We start from the raw sequence: 19,177 nt of genomic DNA, 5'->3' as shown, positions 1-19,177 counted from the left end.
GAATAATGTACTCGGCAGGGTCATTAAGCCAGCACTTCAGAAGGCGGGTATTGAGTCCCTCTGGCACGGTTGGCATGCAGCCAGACGAGGACTGGGAAGCAATCTTTATGCCTTGGGTGTTCCTGACAAGACCATCCAAGTAATCTTGCGGCATGCCAACGTAAGCACAACAACCACGTACTACATCAAGACGGCTCCCGCAGACGCAGTTGCCGCGATGATCAAGTTGGAAACCGCCGTTCCCGAGTTGGGCAACAATTGGGCAACAGAGGTGAGCGCTCCCCGCGTTCCCGTTGCGGTAAACTAACAAAGCACCACGTCTTACGACAAGTGGCCCTGTAGCTCAGGTGGATAGAGCGACGGTTTCCTAAACCGCAGGTCGGAAGTTCGAATCTTCCCAGGGTCACCAGGACTTCGTTTTGACAGCATCCCTGGAAGCCGGAATAATCAGAAGATTCCAGCTTGCAGTGGAAATTTTTCTATGCAGAAGTCGCGGGATAGCCTGCGATTCTTCGACATGGTCAACGATAACGATCAACGCATGGAATGTTCGGGAAGACGGTGGAAATCCGTCACTGCCCCGCAACTGTAAGCGCGACGCTGTGCGTCCTGTTTTATTGAGATGTGCAGAGAAATGCCGAACCTCAAAGCCACTGGAGCAATCCGGGAAGGCGGTTTCGGCGGCAAAAGCGCGCGAGTCAGGAGACCGGTTTCATGCGGAAGAAAACCCCGTTCCGAGGGGAACGAAGGAGACATATGCTGAAGAGCCTGCGGTCTTTTCGCCGCCTTTCCCTGATTGCCTCGCTGTTGCTTGCCGCTCTGCCCTTGCGCGCCGTCATAGTAAACGGGCGCGTTACCGATTCGCTGGGGCAGCCGATTGCCAATGCAGATATTTCGCTCGTGCAGAATGGCAAGGTAATTGTCGCCTCCAGAACACTGAACGATGGAACATTTCAACTCAGCAGCTCAGCCACGGGACGCTTTTATGTTCTAGCCGGTGGGAATTCGTTTCGTCAGCTTACAACGCAGAGCTTCTACGGCGGCGCGCTCGACAACGTGGAGCAAAACATCGTACTTGAGCCGGAGTGGGTGCGGCAGTCGGTTGTTGTCACGGCGACGGGTACTCCATTGCCGGAGGCGCAGTTGAGCGCCTCAATTACCACTCTCAGTAAGACGGATTTCATCAACCGCGCGGACATGGTAGACGTGATGCGCCAGGTGCCCGGCGTGAACGTCGTGCAGACAGGGCAGCATGGAGGCGTAACGAGTATCTTCGTGCGCGGAGGGAATTCCGACGCCAACAAAATTCTCTTCGACGGCGCTCCGATAGAAGACATCGGCGGACGTTTCGATCTTTCGACGATTGCCTCGACCGGCGTATCGAGCGCCGAGGCATACCGGGGACCGAACAGCGTGCTGTATGGGTCAGATGCTGCGGCTGGCGTGATTGGATTCAGCACTCCGCGCGGCTCGACTCCGTTTCCTTCCTTGTTGTATGAGGGTGATGCAGGGAATTTCGGTACTTACCGCAATGAGGTGCAACTCGGAGGAACACATCATGCTTTTGATTACTACGGTGGATTCAGCGATTTGCAGACGCAGAACTCTATCCCACAAAGCGAATATCACAACATCATGGAAACCGCGAATCTCGGCTATGCATGGTCATCGGCGACGACCCTTCGCGTAAGCGCGCGTAACGCGGACATCGCCACCGGGCTGCCGAATGCGTACCAGTTCTACCAGATTGCGAATGACGCCAAACAGTCGGACCAGGACACTTTCCTCGCCGGCACAATCGATCACAATTTCTCTGACCGCTGGCATGCGCTGGCGCGGTACGGCATGGCACGCAAGCGGGAGCAGTCGACGCAATGGTCCCCGACTGGAATTTATCAGCCAGACGAGGGAATTTTTCTCGGCAATCCGGTAACCATCAAGGGTGCAAATGGCTATGCAGTCAGCGGGCAGGCAATTCTGAATTATGCCGGGACATACCCGGTGACTTCAGAGCTGGTTTCAAATCGCGACGATCTCTATGCGCAGACGGACTATCAGTTCACTCCGCATTTGATGGCAATTGCCGGCTTCCGTTATGAAAACGAGCGCGGCGCCGACCGCTATCCCGGCTTTGTAGATGATTCACTGGAGCGTGGCAACTACGACTACATGCTGCAGTTAGGCGGAGACTTCCGCAGCCGGCTTTTCTATTCGCTGGGTGGAGGGGTTGAGAAAAACCAGCTCTACGGCACTGAGGGAACGCCGCGCGTCGGGCTTTCTTATTATGTAGTGCGTCCGGGAGCAGGGCATTTCCACGGCACAAAGCTGAACTTCAACTTTGCCGAGGGCGTGAAGGAGCCGACCCTGACCGACCAGTTTGGCTCGCTCTATGACTTTCTCTATGCATACGGAGGTCAGGCGGCGGCGCAGCAATACGGTATTCAGCCGATTGGCGCCGAGCACTCGCGCAGCTATGACGGTGGCGTGGAGCAAAGTCTCTTCAGTGAGCGCATGCTATTTCGTGTGACCTATTTCCACAATGAATTCACTAACCAGATTGAGTCGGTACCACCTTCAGCCCTGGGACAGTTGCTGCCGAACCTTCCTCCCGACCAGTTGCAGCAGCTGATTCAGCTTCTGCAGGCGTCATTCGTCTCGCCGACGCTGAACTCGCTGGCATTTCGCGCGCAGGGAATTGAAAGCGAGGTGCAGTATGGTTTTGGCCGGAACATCTTCTTCCGCGGCGGCTATACATATCTTGACTCCGTTGTGCAGCAGTCATTTTCATCCGATGCCTTAAGCCCGACATATAACACTGAATCTTCATTCCCCGACATTCCTATCGGCGTCTATTCGCCGCTGCGTGGCGCGCGGCCTTTCCGGCGTCCTCCACATGCCGGATTTGTGTCGGCGACATATACAGGCAGTCACTGGACGCTGGTGGGAAACGCGGCTTTCTCCAGCCGCAGCGATGATTCGACATATCTCGGCTCCAGCGACGCAGCGTTTGGCAACTCGCTGCTGCTGCCGAACAGGAATCTTGATTATGGCTACGCAAAGCTGGATCTGGGGGCGGTCTACCAGTTGAAGCAGTGGATCGCGATCTACACGCAGCTTGATAATGTGACCAGCAACCAGCACATCGGGCCAATTGGGTACACATCGCTTCCGTTTAATTTCCGAACTGGGCTGCGGTTTACGCTGGGGAAAGAAGTGAAGTAAAGATAGGCCCTCGCGGGCCTCAGGATGCTGAAAAGTCGCTGTTTCGTACGGGCATGGCTTTTATAGCAGTGCCGTAAGAGTGCAGAATCAGTGCGGCTTTAGCCGCCGAGGTAATAGTCTTCTTTCCAATGAGATTTTTTTAGTATCCTCGGGCCCTTCGCGGGCCTCTTTCATAAGCGATAACCACCGCAATCTAAGAGCCTACTCGATGATGAAAAATATCGGTATTTTAAGCGACTTACCAAAAGAAACGCCGTCTCTATCAGAGAGATGAGAGCGGCTGCGTTTTTAATTGCATGCGGCTGCAAGACTGGATAAAGAACTGATAGGCAAGATGTACTTATCAAAGTTTTTGCGCCGTGTTGCGCTTGTAATTTCCATATTGGTCTCACTGACCGGCCACACGGTGTCGGCCCAGACCCCGCCAGATGTGCCAGATGCGCCTGCTTCCGGGAATCCTCCGAAAATTTCACAGCCCAAATCGCAACATGATCAGGCTGCCGAAGACTTGAAAAGGGAAGAGCACCAGCGCATTCTCGGAATCGTTCCCGATTTCAACATGATGGACAACGCGAAAGCTCCGCCTCTGAGCCCGGGACAGAAGTTCCATCTCTTCTGGAAGAGTACAACCGACCCGTACGCATTTTTCGTCGCTGGTTTTGTGGCCGGTTACGGCCAGGCCAACAACAGCAATCCCGGCTATGGACAGGGCGCGGCCGGCTACTTCAAACGTTATGGCGCCGCCTACACCGATGCATTCGATGGCAATCTATGGGGCAATGCAATTCTGCCGGTATGGTGGCGCGAAGATCCGAGATACTTCCGCAAGGGAACAGGAAGCACCGGTAGGCGTGTTCTCCATGCCGCATTATCGACTGTGTGGTGCCGTCGCGATAACGGAACCTGGGGGCCGAACTATGCGAATGTTACGGGAAATATGATTGGTGGCGCCATCTCCAATTTGTACTATCCCAAAGAGGATCGTGGCCCCGAGCTGGTCTTCGGCAACGCTTTGACCGTAACTGCGGAAGGGGCGATTGGAGCGCAACTGGTCGAATTCTGGCCGGACATTGTGCGGCACTATCGCAATAAAAAAAGCAAACAGGCAAGCGCTCAGAGTCCTTCCTCTGACGCTGAATCGAAACAGTAGCTTGGCTCTCTTGTTGGAGCTATTCCGTTCGTGCATGTGAATGGGATATCGTTATCATTCATTCTTTATCCGACCATGACTCGACCCATCCGTGTTCTTCTGTTCTGCCTCTTAGGAATTTCGTGCGCCCATGCGGCATCTCACACCGTCGTCTTCTCTGAGCCAGGCTTTCCTTCCGCCGATTCTCCGGCCATCGCTGAAAGCGTCCTGCACACGGCGTTCGCGAACGCCGACTTTGCTGGCGCACAGCAACTTACCTCAGCGCTGGAAAAGCCGGAGACGGACTTGCTGGTCATGCCCTACGGCTCCGCGTACCCGGAGGCACAGTGGTCCGCCATCCTGCGATATCTGGATCGCGGCGGCGATCTGCTCGTTCTGGGCGGCAAGCCATTTACGCGCGCGGCCTATTCCGCCGGATCAGGCTGGCAATTGCGAAGCCCGAGCGTTGCAACGTCCCTGGAGCTGCTGATTCACGATTATCAGGAAACGCCCGGTTCTGATTCTCTGACGTTCGAGCCAAACCCCGACGTTCAGCCTGAAATTGCTGCCTTTCACTGGAAGCGCGCCTTCAGCCCGGTGCTGCGTCTCTCCGTGATCAATAAGTACTCCGACGGCGGAACGACAGGCGGTCAGGATGCCGACCTGACGACGCTGGCATGGGGCGAAAAAGACGGACATAAGCTCGCCGCGCCTGTCTTTGAAATAGATCACAATGCTGCCCGCTTCGTCGGTGGCCGCTGGATATTCGTTGCCTGCGAGCTGGACTCAGCCTTCTTCTCAAACACGCAAACGTTGGCCCAACTCGCGGAACTGGCGACGCGGAAGAGTGACCGCTTTACCCTCCGCCCACGTCTGCCGCTCTTCCTGCACGGCGAAGCACTGGAACTACGCTACGAACAGCCCAATCCGGCGGCTGAACCGGCAGGCGATCAGTTGCAAATCAAAGTCACTGCGGAAGAAGGCGGCAAGCCAGTCGATCTGACAGTCCCCGCAGACGCGTTGCACCCGATCACGCTGCCGGCTGAAGCTGCGAGCGGCAAAGGCCTCCATACGATACAAGCAACCCTGCTGCGCGATGGCAAACCCCTCCGCATCTACCGCAGCGGCTTCTGGATGCGTGACTGGAGCTATCTGCTCTCCGGCCCGAGGCTGGGCGTTGGCTCTGACTACTTCACGCTCAACGGCAAGCCGCTTCCGGTAGTCGGAACCACTTACATGTCAAGCGATGTGCAGCGCATGTATCTTATTCAGCCTAACGCCTATGTGTGGGACCGCGACATGGCGCAGATCCACGGCGATGGCCTGAACATGATCCGCAGCGGCTTGTGGACAGCCTGGCAGCCGCTCCTCGCTGCGAACGGTGAAGTGAGCGAAGATGCGCTCCGAACCATCGAAGCATTCCTCATGTGCGCGCGCCACAACTATCTGCCCGTTCAGTTCAATCTATTCTCGTTCCTGCCTGACAATTTCGGCGGCGCAAACGGATATCTTGATCCAGCAGGCCTGCGCGCACAGGAGCTCTTTGTCAGTTCTTTAGTCAAGCGCTTTCACGACGTGCCGTTTCTCGCCTGGGACCTCATCAACGAGCCAAGTGCGAACAGCAACGTTTGGAAGGAGGCGCCCAGCGGCGATCCCTTCGAGCAGCAGGCGTGGCGCAGGTGGCTCACGGCGAAGTATCCCGACCAGGCGGCGCTGCTGCACGCATGGGCGGAGCCGTCATTCGGCATCGGGCGCAATCTGCAGTTGCAGCCTTCAAGCACTCAGCCTGAAGTGGCCGCGCAAGATCCGTTCGCGTTGCCCAAAGCCGGAGCCTTTGGATTCGATTCGGTGCGGTCGGGCTTCAATCCTCTCAAGGTTTACGATTACTACCTCTTCACGCAGGACACCTTCGCCGATTGGGTCAAACGAACAAAAAATGTGATCCGTTCAGCGGGGTCGCAGCAGCTCGTCACCGTCGGGCAGGAAGAGTACGGCGTGGCTGGTCGCCTGTCGCCTGCCTTCTATTCGCAGCTCATTGACTTCACCGCCGACCACACATGGTGGGACTTTGACGGCTCGCTCTGGGCATCGCTGGCGGCGAAGTTTCCCGGCAAGCCCATGCTGATTCAGGAGACAGGGGAGCAACGGCGGCTCTGGCAGGACGCGCATCTGCGCTTCTCCGCCCAGGAAGAAGGCTGGCAGCTTGAGCGCAAGATCGCGATGTCCTTCGCCCAGGGCGCGGGTGCGCTCGAATGGGTGTGGAACGTGAATAGCTATATGGCGAATGACAATGAAATTCCCATCGGCGCCGTTCGTCCTGACGGAACCGAGAAACAGGAAGCCGAAGTGCTGACCGCCTACGCGGCGTTCGTTGCCAAGAGCCCATCGAGCTTCACTCACATCGATCCTCCTGCAGCCACCATCGTCACCTCGAACGCGCTCCAGTACAGCAACATGAATTCGCTGGCAATCGATACGCAGAAGCGCGCATTGCGGGCGCTCTGCTACTACGACCACGCGCCAGCCCGCATGTTGGCCGCAAACCGCTTGTCTGAATTAGGCCAGCCGAAGCTTGTCATTCTGCCCGCGCCGCAGGCGCTGACGGATGCGGCGTGGCAACAGTTGCTGGCTTATGTAGACAATGGCGGAACGCTGCTCGTTTCCGGGCCGGTATCGCGCGATGAACACTGGCAGTTTGTCGACCGCCTTGCGCCCTTGGGCATAAAGGCGCAGATCGTTCCGCTCACTGTTCGCCAATCCGAATTACAGATCACCGGACAGCCTCCGATCCAGGTCAGCTTCCCGACGCTTATACAACAGGACCCGATTGAGGTGATGCGTTTCCCAGACGGCAAGTCGGTCGATACTATTTCCCACGGACAGGGCAAAATCCTCTGGGCTGCCGATCCAGTCGAATTTGCCGAAGACTACGACCCCACGGCTGCCCTTTATCGGTACGCGCTTGGTGAGGCCGGCGTAAAGCCGTCCTTTAACGGGACGCTTTCGCCAGGTGTGCTTGCGTATCCGACAGTGTTGGATGACGCCGTGCTCTACAGCTTCTCGAATGAATCGCTCGGCGACCAGCCTGTGGACATTCGCGATGCCATCAGCGGAGCACATCTGAAATTTGTTCTGTCCTCTCAGCGCGGTGCGGCGATTCTGCTGAACCGGAAGGGTGCAGTTCTGGCTTCCTATGGTGGAGCGGCGGCAGTGAAGCAGTCTCAATAGTTTTTCGGGAAAGTTCGGGAAGAGGCATTTGATCCCATCTCATAACCAGCGCAGAAAAAATGTTTGATTCCAAAATGGAAACAAGCGAAGACAAGAGCCCGCTTGTGATCAGTGGGCTTTTTACGTTTAGAATTCGTGCATGGCTCTAGGCGCCGACGAAACCACAAATACCCCGCAACGCGCCAACACGTCCCCCGAAAAGCATCTTGATCGTCGCACACTTCTTCGAAACGGTTTTTTTATGGCGGCGGGTGCGGCGTTTGCCAGCCGTGCCCCGTGCGCCGATCAGCCTATCCCGAAAATGTCTCCTCCCACCCCGGGGGAGAACACGATGGGACTTACGCCATATGTGGATCCTTTGCCGGTTCCATCTGTGATTCATGCAACATCGGGACCGGACAAAATTATCGAGATTCAGATGCGGCAGTCGCGCCAGAAGGTCCACCGCGATCTGCCGCCTACACTGTTCTGGGGTTTCAACGGTTCATGGCCTGGGCCTACTATCGAGGTTCAACGCGGAAAGCAAACTACCATCAAATGGACAAATCATCTTCCGGACAAGCATTTTCTGCCTATAGATCACACGCTCCACGGCTGTGAACCGACGATCCCAGAGGTACGCACGGTCACTCATGTGCATGGTGCGTGCGTGTTACCCGAGAGTGACGGATATCCTGAGGCCTGGTACACCGCAGATGGCCAACATGGGCCGCGATTCAATGCCGAACCTTTCGTATACCCTAATCACCAGCAAGCTGCGACTCTCTGGTACCACGACCATTGCCATGGAATTACCAGATTGAATAACTATGCCGGGCTTTCAGGCTTCTATCTCATTCGCGATGAGATTGAGAGAGCCTTGAACCTGCCCTCTGATGAATTCGAAATACCGCTCATGCTACAGGACCGTTCCTTTAATAAGAATGGGTCATTACTGTATCCGAAAGCAGAAAACGGCACTCATCCAGTATGGGTGCAGGAGTTTTTTGGAGACGTGAATTGTGTGAACGGCAAAGTCATGCCTTTTCTCGATATTGAGCCAAGAAAGTACCGATTCCGTCTTCTGAACGCATCGAATGCGCGTTTCTATCACCTTCGTCTCTGCAATTCGGACCGAAGCGGCAACGCCCTTAATGCCTCTCAGGACGTGCCTTCGTTTCAGCAGATCGGCACCGATAGAGGCCTGTTAGCTGCTCCTCTCGAGATGCGTGATTTGTTGATAGCACCTGGCGAGCGCATTGATTTGGTTCTCGACTTTAAGGGGATGGAAGGGAAATATTTTTCCATGGAGAACGATGCTCCAACACCGTACCCAATGGAGAATGACGAAATGGGTCCTCCTCCAACATCGAAAGTCATGCTCTTTAGAGTAGTTAAGCAGCTTTCCTCAAAAGATCTTAGTTCGGTACCTGGAACATTGGTTCCCATTACTCCGCTGATTCCAACCGCTGCGACGCGCGAACGCATATTGTGGATCAGCAGGAAAGAACGCCTTCCTGACGGCTACATGGAAATAGGTTTGCTCGGAAATGCGCGCTGGAGTGATCCCATCACCGAAGATCCAACTGCAGGGTCAACGGAGATATGGTCACTCGTGAACGACACTGAAGATACTCATCCGATTCATATCCATCTGGTGGGATTTCAGGTATTGAATCGGCAACGTTTCGACTCACCTACCTCGAAGGCGACGGGAAAACTCGCAGTATATGGGCCAGCTTTACAGCCCGAAATAAATGAAAGCCCGGCATGGAAAGACACAGTCAAGACATATCCCAGCTTTGTTACACGAGTGATTCAACGTTTTGATCTTCCGCCAGGCACACACTTGCCTTCCGGCAAGGAGATGCACTATGTATGGCATTGCCACATGCTTGAACATGAGGACAACGACATGATGCGTCCTTATAAAGTAGTTGGTTAACTTTATATCTAACTGATCAGTTAGAAAGAGTCCTAAATAGAATCACGGCCGTTTTCTGAACCATGCCGGAAATGGATAGTTGACTCCTTGCACAAACACGTAACATGCCAGGGCAAAGAAAACTAACGGGTTTAGCACTACTAAAAGAAATATCGCGATCATTGCAGGGCTATTCTGCCCATGTAGACCGGCCAACCGTGAAGGGAGTACCGATGAACCCCATCACTCATCTCATTTCTGGAATCCGTTCGTTTCGTCCTTTCCTTCCAGCGAAGGAATTCGAAACGAGTCTGCGCTTCTATGAGGCAATAGGTTTCGAGACTCACAGACTCGGCGACACGCTCGCCGAACTAAGAGCCTGTAACAAAACTCATAGTAGAGCGGCCGCAGCTCCGGCATCCTATTGCTGTTGGAGGACCTTCATATGGCTGATGTGCTCGTTTCTGATGTGTTGTGGAATTTGATCGAATCTCTTCTGCCAAGTCGGCCGCCCAAGCCGCAAGGTGGGCGACCGCGTCTGACAGACCGGGCTTGCCTCGCGGGCATAATTTTCGTGCTCCGTAGTGGTACTCCCTGGCGGCTGCTGCCGAAAGCACTGGGTTGCGGCTCCGGGATGAGCTGCTGGCGACGGTTGCGCGACTGGCAGCGGGACGGATTTTGGGATTTGATCCATTTCGCATTGCTGGACTGGCTTTCTCGTGATGGCCAGATCGACTGGTCACACGCGGTGATTGACAGCTGTTCGGTACGCGCCGTTTTTGGGGGCTGCTGACTGGGCCAAATCCGACAGATAGGGCTAAGTGTGGCAGTAAGCGCCACTTGATTTGCGATGGTCATGGCATTCCCTTGGCAATCAAGCTGACCGGAGCGAACTGTCACGATTCAACCCAGGCTTTACCCTTGCTCGATGGCATTCCGTCGCTCCAAGGACCGCGTGGTCGGCCGCGCTGTCGCCCGGACAGCTTGCTAGGAGACCGAGCCTACGACGCCGAGTACATTCGCTATGCTTTGCGTGCCCGCCAAATCTTGCCTGCGTTGGCGATGCGGAATACGAAACACGGAAGCGGGCTGGGGCGATGGCGCTGGGTTGTGGAACGGACATTCGCATGGTTGAATCAGTTTCGCCGTCTGCGCCTGCGGTATGAAAGACGGCCTGACATGCACCTGGCATTTCTGACTCTCGCGTGCATTCTGATTTGTTGGAAGTTCCTACAAACTCAACCGCGGTGGTCACACGGTTAGCCTGTGGTCCACCGAACCCAACTTTGACGTTTCCTATGACACCGTTCTGGGAGGAGCCAGCTACTTCTACGGGTTGGCGACTAATCGGGCATTTGGTGTCGGATCGAACATAAGAAAACCATCGAAGACTACTCGCACCTCAGCGCGACCAAAGGATCTAGTTTCATGGCGCGACGCGCGGGGACGTAAGTTGCGACGATAGCGACCGCGACAAGGGCAATGATCGCAAGCACGAGCGTCAGTGGATCGTTCGGCGTGAGGCCGAAGAGAAGTTGTCGAACGAGGCGGGTAATCCAGATGGAGCCGAGAAGGCCGGCGGCGACACCAGCGATGAGAACAATTGCCGCGTCGCGCATGACGAGACGAAGGATCGAAGTCTGCTGCGCGCCAAGGGCCATGCGAATGCCGATTTCGTGCGTGCGCTGCGTGACTACGTAGGCCATAACTCCGTAGAGGCCGATGGCGGTGAGCAGGAGCGCGAGGCCTCCGAAGAAGCCAGAGAGAACGGCCATTAGGTGCTCCCGAATCACGGAGTCGTCGGCCTGCTGCTTCAACGTGCTGAATTGCAAAGAAGCCGATTTGTTTATGCTGGCCATGGCGTCGCGCACGGCGGGAATCAGCGCTCCCGGCGTCATTGCCGTGCGAATTTCAAAGGTGGTGTCTTCGCGGACACTGTGAATCTGGGCAAGTGGGACATACGCGATTGAAAGAAAGTCCTGATCGAGCGCATCGCGTTTTGCGTTCTGCACCACGCCGATAATCTCGAGTGGTTTGTCTCCGATTTCCGGCGCTCCAAGCTGGATATGCTTCCCGATGGGATCTTGTCCGCGAAAGTAGGTGTTCGCCAGCAACTGATTGATGACGACAACGGGCGTGGAGTTTGCGGAATCGCGAGCGGCAAACACACGGCCTTCGAGCAGCGGCGTGCGCATCGTGGAGAAGTATCCAGGCGTGACCCAGTTCGAATAAACACCCGGCACAACACCGCTCGGCGGCTGATAGCCCGGCACTGAAACCTCGGAGGTCCACTCATCGCCCGAGTCGAGCGGATATAACAGGCACTGGCTGGCGGAAACGACCCCCGGAAGCGCCTGCAATTTCGCAAGCATTTGGCCGTAGAGCGGCACGAGAGCGGGCTCGGGCAGTCCAGCACTATGAACATTCGTGTCGATCAACAGGACATTGTTGCGGTCGAAGCCCGGATCAACGGTCATTAAATTGGCGAATGTACGGATGAAAAGCCCGGTGCCAATGAGCAGAATCAGAGACAGAGCCACTTGCACAGCGACAATCCAGCGCGCTAGAGCCGATTGGGAGCGCCCGCCTGCACCCTGTGACTGGCCTTCTTTCATCGCAGAACTGGCAGAGACGCGTGTGGCGCGGAAAGCAGGCAAAATTCCAAAGAGCACTCCGCAAAGCACGGCGACGACGAGGGTGAAGGCCAAGACGCGGCCGTCCATTTTCAAATCGAGAAAGACTTGGCCCTCATCGGTGGAAACGAAACGAACGAGCAGGGCGCTGCCCCATCGCGCGAAGAAAACGCCGAGAATCGCGCCCGCGCCAGCAAGCACGATGCTTTCTGTGAGTACCTGCCGAATCAAACGGGCTCGCGAGGCTCCCAAAGACAGACGCAGAGCGATTTCCATCTGGCGCGCCGCGGAGCGAGCGAGCAGAAGGCTGGCGATATTCGCGCAGGCGATGAGCAGAACCAGCCCAACGACGAACATCAGGATTTTGAGCGGCTGGCTGTATTGGTCGCGTACGCTATCGACACTGCTGCTCCCCGTGGATGCGGGAGTTAGGGCGAACGAGTTCTTTCGAAAATAGTCCTGCGCGGTGGCGCTGGAATCCTGCGGGACAACAGCGCTAAAAAGCGGGGCCGACAGGACTTTCATGCGAGCTTGAGCCTGCGCGATGTTTGCGCCGGGTTTGAGCCGGCCCATCATCGAGAGGAACCAGGCGGTGCGATCGTTGAGAGACCTCCCGAGAATCGCCGCCGCACAGATCGGAATCGCCACACCGAATGGCGTACCAACATCCGTACCAGTGAAGCCGCGCTGTGCAATGCCGATGATGGGAAATTCATGGCCGTCCACGCGAATGAAGCTGCCAATGGCGGATTGCGCGCCAGCGTAATGGTCCTGCCAGAAACCATAACTGAGTACGGCGACGCCGGGACAGCTGCGGATGTCATCGGAAGCAGCGAGCAAGCGTCCTGCGGCTGGGCGCACACCGAGAACGTTGAAGTAATCTCCGCTGGCGTAAAGGCCGTTGATATCGTTTTCTTCGCCGCCGTTGGCGAGGTCGAAAGTTCTCGGCGACCAGGCAAAAACGCCGGAGAAAACGTCCTGATGATCGCGCACCTGCTCCCAAATCGGATTCGTTACGGTGGTGTTCGCATTTTGACCCATGCGAGGTTTCAACCCGATTTGCACGAGCTGTTCAGGATTCTGCACCGGCAACATGCGGAGCATGACGGCATCAATGAGGCGGAAGATCGCGGTGTTGGCGCCGATACCCAGCGCCAACGACAGAAGCGCGATGCTGGTGATGAGCGGAGTTTTGCGGAGAATGCGCAGGGCGAAGCGAACATCTTGGGCGAAGGTCTCGAGGAACCTACCGAAACGAATGGCCCGCACTTTTTCTTTGACCTGCTCGATGCCGCCGAGTTCGATGAGCGCCTGCCGCCGCGCTTCGGAAGGCGAAAGCCCCGCCTTCATCTTCTCCTGGGTCAGAACTTCCACGGAAGATTTCAGCTCATCTTCCAATGCTTGCTCGACCGTGCGTTTGTGCAGGACGTTTCGGAAAAAGCTAGCAAGTCGGCCTGACATGACGCCTCCCATGTGAACTCAGGCGGAATCCATCGCCGCCGTCATGATCTTGACCACCTGACCCCATTCACGTTCCCCGGCCTTAAGCTGTGCTTTTCCCGAAGAAGTCAGGCGATAGTACTTGGCCCGGCGATTGTTCTCCGAGGCGAGCCATTCAGCCTCCACCCAACCCTTCTCTTCCATGCGGTGCAAAGAAGGGAAGAGCGAGCCAAAACTCACCTGAAAGGCGCCACGGGTAATCTGCGTGATGCGCCGGGAGACACCGACTCCATGCAACGGTTCCAGTGCAAGCGCTTTCAAGATCAACAGGTCCAACGTGCCGCGCAGAAGATCGGTTCGCTTTTGGTCCATCGGTGCCTCTTATCGGAATACGATATGAGCACGTCACCTGCCATAGCGTCAAGTCGGATATGCTTACCAGGCCGGAACTTACGGCGGCGGCGTTGCCGGTCCCACCCTTTCAGTGAACGACTCCGAGACGAGTCCGTCCCGCAATCGAACACCTCTTATCATTCGACGCGATGAGCAATTGGACGATAAACGGGCTAATCGGAGAAGTAGCCGCTCCAAATCTGGCGAGGGTTTTGTTACAGGCTCTAAGCCTGGGAGCACATGCTTTTCTTCTCCAGGGCCACTATGTCAAGGAATGGGCCGAAAACACAGTGATGCACGTTCTTGTCAACGATGTTCACGCCTGGTGGCAACATATCCATTCTCTGGACCTGGCGAAGCAGTTCGGAGTTACAACTCCCGCGCCGCCTCGCGCCGAGCCCTGGGGCCTTACAGTGACCTATGTTTTCGATCCAACAGGGGTGCTCTGGCACTTTGCAGAGGCCACGAAGTCGTAAGGCAAGGAATGCTGAATGCTGAACGACTGAGACAAATCCCAAGTCTCAAAATTGAGACCTGGGGCACCCTCTGTTTAATACTTCACAATCTTCGCAAACGATTGCGGGTCGAGGCTGGCTCCGCCGACGAGTGCGCCGTCGATTTCCGGCTGGTTGAGCAGGACGGTGACGTTGTCCGGCTTGACGCTGCCTCCGTAGAGAATGCGGATGGCGTCGGCGACATGGCGGCCCAGGCGGCGTGCGATCTCACTGCGGATAAGCAGGTGCGCTTCAGCGGCCATTTCCGGCGTGGCAGTCTTGCCTGTGCCGATGGCCCAGACCGGCTCGTAGGCAACGACAATGCTCTCGGCGTCTTTCGGCTCCACGCCGACCAGGGCGAGCGAAATCTGCCTGCGCAGGACTTCCTCGGTGTGTCCGGCTTCGCGCTCGGCGAGGACTTCGCCAATGCAGGCGATGGGGATGAACTGGTGCCTGAGCGCGGTAGCGAGCTTTTTGTTGACGCTCTCGTCGGTTTCGTTGAAGTACTGGCGACGCTCGGAGTGCCCGATGATGACATGCGTCGCGCCGATGGCCTTGAGCATCAGCGCTGAGGTTTCGCCGGTGTAAGCGCCCTCTTCGGCGAAGTGCATGTTCTGTCCGCCGACGGCGACGTTGGAGCCGGCGACGGCGGGAACAACTGCGTTCAATGATGTGTCGGAAGGACAGAGGACGATTTCGTCACGGTCATGGCCCGCGACGAGCGGGAGGAAGGCTTTGACGTAGTCCTCGGCCTGGGCCGGGGTTTTATACATTTTCCAATTGGCTGCTATGAGTGGTTTACGCATTCTTTCCTTTGTTTTCTCAACATAATCGCGCGGGCTGAAGCCTGCGCCTACTTATTCGTCAGAGCCTCAACACCCGGTAGCTTCTTGCCTTCAAGAAACTCAAGCGAAGCGCCGCCGCCGGTGGAGATATGCGTAATCTGGTCGGCTACGCCGGCCTGCTTGACTGCCGCTACAGAGTCGCCGCCGCCGATGATGGAGATGGCTTCATTGTTCTTCGCGACTGCTTTTGCGACCTTGGTTGTTCCGGCAGCGAAGGCCGGCATCTCGAAAACGCCCATGGGGCCGTTCCAGACGATAGTGCGGGCCTCGGCGATTTCGTTTGCGAAGAGCTTGATGGTTTCGGGGCCGATGTCGAGGGCCATCCATTCGGCAGGAAAGGGACCGTCGCCGGAGAAGAGCTGTGTTTTGGCGTCAGACGCAAACTTGTCGGCCAAGATGTGATCGACGGGAAGCAGGAAGCGCACGCCTTTTTCTTCCGCTTTCTTCAGCGCCTCTTTGGCCACTTCGATTTTGTCGGCTTCGACGAGCGATTTGCCAACTTCCTGTCCTTTGGCCTTGAGGAAGGTGTAGGCCATGCCGCCGCCGATGAGCAGCGCGTCAACTTTGCCGAGCAGGTTGTCGATGACTTCGATCTTGTCGGAGACTTTGGCACCGCCGAGGATGGCGACGAAGGGCTTGGCCGGCTCGGTGAGCGCCTTGCCCATGTATTTGAGCTCTTTTTCCATCAGCAGTCCGGCGGCGGATTGCTTGACGAAGTGCGTAATGCCTTCCGTAGATGCGTGAGCGCGGTGCGCGCTGCCGAAGGCGTCGTTTACGTAGATATCGCAGAGCGCGGCGAGTTCTTTGGCAAACTCCGCGTCGTTGGCTTCTTCCTGAGCATGGAAGCGCAGGTTTTCCAGCAGCAGCACCTGGCCGGATTCAAGCTGGCGCGCGAGCTCAGTAGCGACCTCGCCAATACAATCGGGTGAAAAAGCAACATTCACGCTCTCACCTAGATGATGATCGAGCAGCGAACGCAGGCGGTCAACGACAGGGCGAAGGCTGTACTTCGGGTTCACCTTGCCCTTGGGGCGGCCCAGGTGCGAGGCGAGAATGAGTTTTGCTTTGTGGCGCAGGGCGTATTCGAGCGTAGGCAGGGTTTCGCGAATGCGCGTGTCGTCGGTGATTTCGCGGCCATCATCGGTGAGCGGTACGTTGAAATCGACACGCATGAAAACGTGCTTGTGCTGGAGATCAAGATCGCGGATCGACAGTTTGCTCATAGCTGGATTCATTTGCTTTCAGTGTTCGAAATGACGGCGTCGGCTTCAATTTCGACGCGCCACGATGGATTCAGAAGCGCGGCTACCACAACCATAGTACTCGCGGGACGGATGCTGCCAAAGAACTCGCCGTGCGCGCGGCCCACCTGCTCCCAATCGTCGGCGTGGGTGAGATACATGCGCGTGCGGACTATATCTTCGAGCTTTGCTCCGGCTTTTTCCAGAGCGCTTTGGATAAGGGTGAGAACGTGACGTGTCTGGGTTGTGGCGTCGGCGTCATCCGCGCCGACAGGGGCTGTGCCGGAGATGTGGACGGCGTTTCCGACGCGCACGGCGCGGGAGAAGCCGATAACCGGTTCAAATGGAGATGAGCCTGAAATGTTCTGACGCATGTGGAAAACGCTCCGAAGATTAGGGAACGCGCTGCGCGCGGACTTAGTTGAAACGGCCTGGGCTGAAGCCCCGAAGATTTGGATCTGATTCCACCGGGCTAAAGCCCGGTGCTTCTACCGCTTTGAAAGGGCAAGGCTTGATGCAATGCCCTTTCAAGGAATCATGCAATGTGGCTTACAGGCCCTTCTTCGCAATGAAGAGAATGAGGTCACGAACGCGATTCGAGTAGCCCCACTCATTGTCGTACCAGCTGATGACCTTCACCGACTGGCCGACCACCTTGGTCAGCGGAGCGTCAACGATCGATGAGCGCGCATCACCCTTGAAGTCGCTCGATACCAGCTCACCGGCTTCGTAGCCGAGGATGCCCTTGAGCGCGCCTTCAGAAGCGGTCTTCAGCGCGGCGTTTACGGACTGAACCGTCGCCGGCTTTTCGGAGATGAAGGTGAGGTCAACAACCGAGACGTTCGGCGTTGGGACGCGAACGGCGAAGCCATCGAGCTTGCCGGCCATCTCGGGGATGACGAGCTTGAGGGCCTTGGCGGCTCCGGTGGAACTGGGAATCATATTGATGGCGGCAGCGCGGGCGCGGCGGAGGTCCTTGTGGGGGAAGTCGAGGATGACCTGGTCGTTTGTGTAGCTGTGGATCGTGGTCATGATGCCGGAGACGATGCCGAAGTTCTCATGCAGCACCTTTACGACGGGCGCGAGGCAGTTGGTCGTACAGGAGGCATTCGAGATGACATTATGCTTGGCTGCGTCGTATTTGCCTTCATTCACGCCGAGAACAATGGTGATGTCCTCGTTCGAGGCAGGCGCGGAGATGATGACCTTCTTGACCGAACCCTGTAGGTGGGCCTTGGCGGCATTGGCGTCAGTAAAGCGGCCGGTGGATTCGACGACAACCTGTGCGCCGACCGAGTCCCACGGCAGTTTGGCTGGATCTTTCTCGGCGAAAACCTTGATCTTCTTGCCATCGACCGAAATATGATCATCGCCTGCGACGATTTCGTTCTTCAAATTGCCGAGAATCGAATCGTACTTGAGCAGGTGGGCCAGAGTGGCCGGGCTGGTGAGGTCGTTTACGGCCACAACTTCGAGGTCGGGAGTGCCAAGTGATGCGCGGAATACATTGCGTCCGATGCGGCCAAAACCGTTGATGCCAACCTTAACTGCCATTGAAACTCTCTCCTTTGTTTCGCTTAAGGGTCTGTGCGCGGATGAGATCACCCCGGAACGCGAACGTTACGCGTCTTGGGTCCGATTAGCGGGCACCGCCCGGTGCGCCACTCAATGTCGATGCTAGCACTGTCGTCAACATCAATAAAGTATTTCAGCCGCATCAGCAAAATTTATTCGCATTTTCCGGCTTTTCCACTCAACAGTTTGCGGCGACATAAGCAAGTGTGTTACATCCTCAATCATGCGCGAATGGATGCGCGAAAGAATGAGACGACGCTCGAAGCGTGGACCGAACACTTCCGAGTCCACTGGCAAGATAGGGCAGGAACTGCCTTCCAATCAACCTGCTCCTTTGCAGCCCAGCTATGCCGACTCCCGGCAGGAAGAGCCTGCCGCGCCGGAAGTGGTCGCGGCCGAGCCTATTGGCGTGTTCACGGATGCAGCCGCGGAATCGCCGGAACAAGCCGCCGAGCCTGCTGGCAAGCTGGTAGTAGAGACGCAGCCGGAATCACCCTCCGTGCCGCCGCCGGAACCTCAGGCAGCGGGGCAGCGCAATCCGCGCGGATTTGTGGTGCTGGCGATTGGACTTCCTGGTTCCGGCAAGACGACATGGTTCAAGCGCCGTGGCGTAACCCCGCTTTCGAGCGATCTGCTGCGGACGATCCTGTTTGACGACATCACCGAACAGCGCTACCAAGGGCTCGTGTTCTCAACGCTGCGTTCGCTGCTGCGCGCGCGCCTGATTGCCAAGATGCCGTGGAACTATGTGGACGCGACCAACCTGTCACCGCATGAGCGCCGCCAGTGGATCAAGATGGCGAAAAGCTTCGGCTATGACGTGCAGGCCGTCTTCTTCGACGTGCCCTTTGAGGTCTGCATGGAGCGCAATCGCCGCCGCGACCGCGTGGTCAGTGACGATGCAATGCAGAAGATGGCCGAACGCCTGCGTCCACCGAACTTCAAGGAAGGCTTCTCCAAGATCACGGTGGTCCGAGTAAAGGGCGCTCCGCAACCTGAAGTGCAAGAGCCAGCTGCAAGCGAGGGAGCATAACAAACACAGATGTGAGATAAAGAGAGCCGGGCGCTAGGCCC

The 19,177-nt window shown here is 56.6% G+C and carries 14 protein-coding genes, 1 tRNA gene and 1 riboswitch; of the genes, 9 read left to right on the top strand and 6 right to left on the bottom strand.

What is annotated here, in order from left to right; translation table 11 throughout:
* From VEV40_RS05880 to VEV40_RS05850, 7 genes are all read left to right on the top strand, one after another.
* Positions 1–307 (top strand): tyrosine-type recombinase/integrase (locus tag VEV40_RS05880; RefSeq protein ID WP_324830833.1); only part of this gene is annotated, 307 nt, incomplete at its 5' end.
* Between the two features lie 25 nt (positions 308–332).
* Positions 333–409 (top strand) — tRNA-Arg (locus tag VEV40_RS05875).
* 118 nt (positions 410–527) lie between these two features.
* Positions 528–729, top strand: a riboswitch (cobalamin riboswitch).
* A 27-nt stretch (positions 730–756) separates the two neighbouring features.
* Positions 757–3,222, top strand: a complete 2,466-nt coding sequence (locus VEV40_RS05870; RefSeq protein ID WP_324830832.1) for a TonB-dependent receptor — start codon at positions 757–759, stop codon at positions 3,220–3,222.
* A gap of 334 nt (positions 3,223–3,556) precedes the next feature.
* Positions 3,557–4,372 carry a hypothetical protein gene (locus VEV40_RS05865; protein WP_324830831.1) on the top strand — a complete coding sequence of 272 codons (816 nt, stop codon included), beginning with the start codon at positions 3,557–3,559 and terminating at the stop codon, positions 4,370–4,372.
* Between the two features lie 75 nt (positions 4,373–4,447).
* The gene (locus VEV40_RS05860) at positions 4,448–7,579 is read left to right on the top strand and encodes a hypothetical protein (RefSeq protein WP_324830830.1); all 3,132 of its coding nucleotides are present in this window, start codon (positions 4,448–4,450) and stop codon (positions 7,577–7,579) included.
* A gap of 139 nt (positions 7,580–7,718) precedes the next feature.
* A complete protein-coding gene (locus tag VEV40_RS05855) occupies positions 7,719–9,503 on the top strand; it encodes a multicopper oxidase (protein ID WP_324830828.1) in 1,785 nt (594 codons plus the stop codon).
* A gap of 424 nt (positions 9,504–9,927) precedes the next feature.
* A protein-coding gene (locus VEV40_RS05850; protein ID WP_324830827.1) for an IS5 family transposase occupies positions 9,928–10,745 on the top strand; the annotation gives its coding sequence in 2 pieces (ribosomal slippage) (positions 9,928–10,270 and positions 10,270–10,745; 819 coding nt in all).
* A gap of 128 nt (positions 10,746–10,873) precedes the next feature.
* Here the strand turns inward: VEV40_RS05850 and VEV40_RS05845 are convergent.
* Positions 10,874–13,576, bottom strand: a complete 2,703-nt coding sequence (locus VEV40_RS05845; protein ID WP_324830826.1) for an ABC transporter permease — start codon at positions 13,574–13,576, stop codon at positions 10,874–10,876.
* A gap of 18 nt (positions 13,577–13,594) precedes the next feature.
* A complete protein-coding gene (locus tag VEV40_RS05840; RefSeq protein ID WP_324830825.1) occupies positions 13,595–13,927 on the bottom strand; it encodes a PadR family transcriptional regulator in 333 nt (110 codons plus the stop codon).
* 170 nt (positions 13,928–14,097) lie between these two features.
* On the opposite strand from VEV40_RS05840, the gene VEV40_RS05835 reads away from it, so the two are divergent.
* Positions 14,098–14,424, top strand: coding sequence for a hypothetical protein (locus VEV40_RS05835; protein ID WP_324830824.1), 327 nt, complete (start codon positions 14,098–14,100; stop codon positions 14,422–14,424).
* A 74-nt stretch (positions 14,425–14,498) separates the two neighbouring features.
* Here the strand turns inward: VEV40_RS05835 and tpiA are convergent, their stop codons facing one another.
* From tpiA to gap, 4 genes are all read right to left on the bottom strand, one after another.
* The gene (gene tpiA, locus VEV40_RS05830) at positions 14,499–15,248 is read right to left on the bottom strand and encodes a triose-phosphate isomerase (protein WP_324830822.1); all 750 of its coding nucleotides are present in this window, start codon (positions 15,246–15,248) and stop codon (positions 14,499–14,501) included.
* Positions 15,249–15,295: 47 nt separating this feature from the next.
* Entirely contained in the window at positions 15,296–16,510 is a 1,215-nt protein-coding gene (locus VEV40_RS05825) for a phosphoglycerate kinase (RefSeq protein WP_324830820.1), read from the bottom strand.
* 8 nt (positions 16,511–16,518) lie between these two features.
* A complete protein-coding gene (locus VEV40_RS05820; protein WP_324830819.1) occupies positions 16,519–16,902 on the bottom strand; it encodes a RidA family protein in 384 nt (127 codons plus the stop codon).
* A 175-nt stretch (positions 16,903–17,077) separates the two neighbouring features.
* The gene (gene gap / locus VEV40_RS05815; protein ID WP_324830818.1) at positions 17,078–18,082 is read right to left on the bottom strand and encodes a type I glyceraldehyde-3-phosphate dehydrogenase; all 1,005 of its coding nucleotides are present in this window, start codon (positions 18,080–18,082) and stop codon (positions 17,078–17,080) included.
* Between the two features lie 268 nt (positions 18,083–18,350).
* Here gap and VEV40_RS05810 point away from each other — a divergent pair, with 268 nt between their 5' ends.
* Complete coding sequence (locus VEV40_RS05810; protein ID WP_324830817.1) at positions 18,351–19,136, top strand: ATP-binding protein; 786 nt, start codon at positions 18,351–18,353, stop codon at positions 19,134–19,136.
* Positions 19,137–19,177: the final 41 nt, after the last annotated feature.

Source organism: Alloacidobacterium sp. (assembly GCF_035631355.1).
GTDB lineage: Bacteria > Acidobacteriota > Terriglobia > Terriglobales > Acidobacteriaceae > Alloacidobacterium.
Note: the sequence above shows the minus strand (reverse complement) of the source record. Positions and strands in the feature narration are given on the sequence as shown.

Bases quoted from the DNA above. Each gene is read 5' to 3' on its own strand.
- gap (WP_324830818.1), bottom strand. From the start codon at position 18,082: ATGGCAGTTAAGGTTGGCATCAACGGTTTTGGCCGCATCGGACGCAAT.
- VEV40_RS05820 (WP_324830819.1), bottom strand. From the start codon at position 16,902: ATGCGTCAGAACATTTCAGGCTCATCTCCATTTGAACCGGTTATCGGC.
- tpiA (WP_324830822.1), bottom strand. From the start codon at position 15,248: ATGCGTAAACCACTCATAGCAGCCAATTGGAAAATGTATAAAACCCCG.
- VEV40_RS05860 (WP_324830830.1), top strand. From the start codon at position 4,448: ATGACTCGACCCATCCGTGTTCTTCTGTTCTGCCTCTTAGGAATTTCG.
- VEV40_RS05840 (WP_324830825.1), bottom strand. From the start codon at position 13,927: ATGGACCAAAAGCGAACCGATCTTCTGCGCGGCACGTTGGACCTGTTG.
- VEV40_RS05845 (WP_324830826.1), bottom strand. From the start codon at position 13,576: ATGTCAGGCCGACTTGCTAGCTTTTTCCGAAACGTCCTGCACAAACGC.
- VEV40_RS05825 (WP_324830820.1), bottom strand. From the start codon at position 16,510: ATGAGCAAACTGTCGATCCGCGATCTTGATCTCCAGCACAAGCACGTT.
- VEV40_RS05810 (WP_324830817.1), top strand. From the start codon at position 18,351: ATGAGACGACGCTCGAAGCGTGGACCGAACACTTCCGAGTCCACTGGC.
- VEV40_RS05865 (WP_324830831.1), top strand. From the start codon at position 3,557: ATGTACTTATCAAAGTTTTTGCGCCGTGTTGCGCTTGTAATTTCCATA.
- VEV40_RS05835 (WP_324830824.1), top strand. From the start codon at position 14,098: ATGAGCAATTGGACGATAAACGGGCTAATCGGAGAAGTAGCCGCTCCA.
- VEV40_RS05855 (WP_324830828.1), top strand. From the start codon at position 7,719: ATGGCTCTAGGCGCCGACGAAACCACAAATACCCCGCAACGCGCCAAC.
- VEV40_RS05870 (WP_324830832.1), top strand. From the start codon at position 757: ATGCTGAAGAGCCTGCGGTCTTTTCGCCGCCTTTCCCTGATTGCCTCG.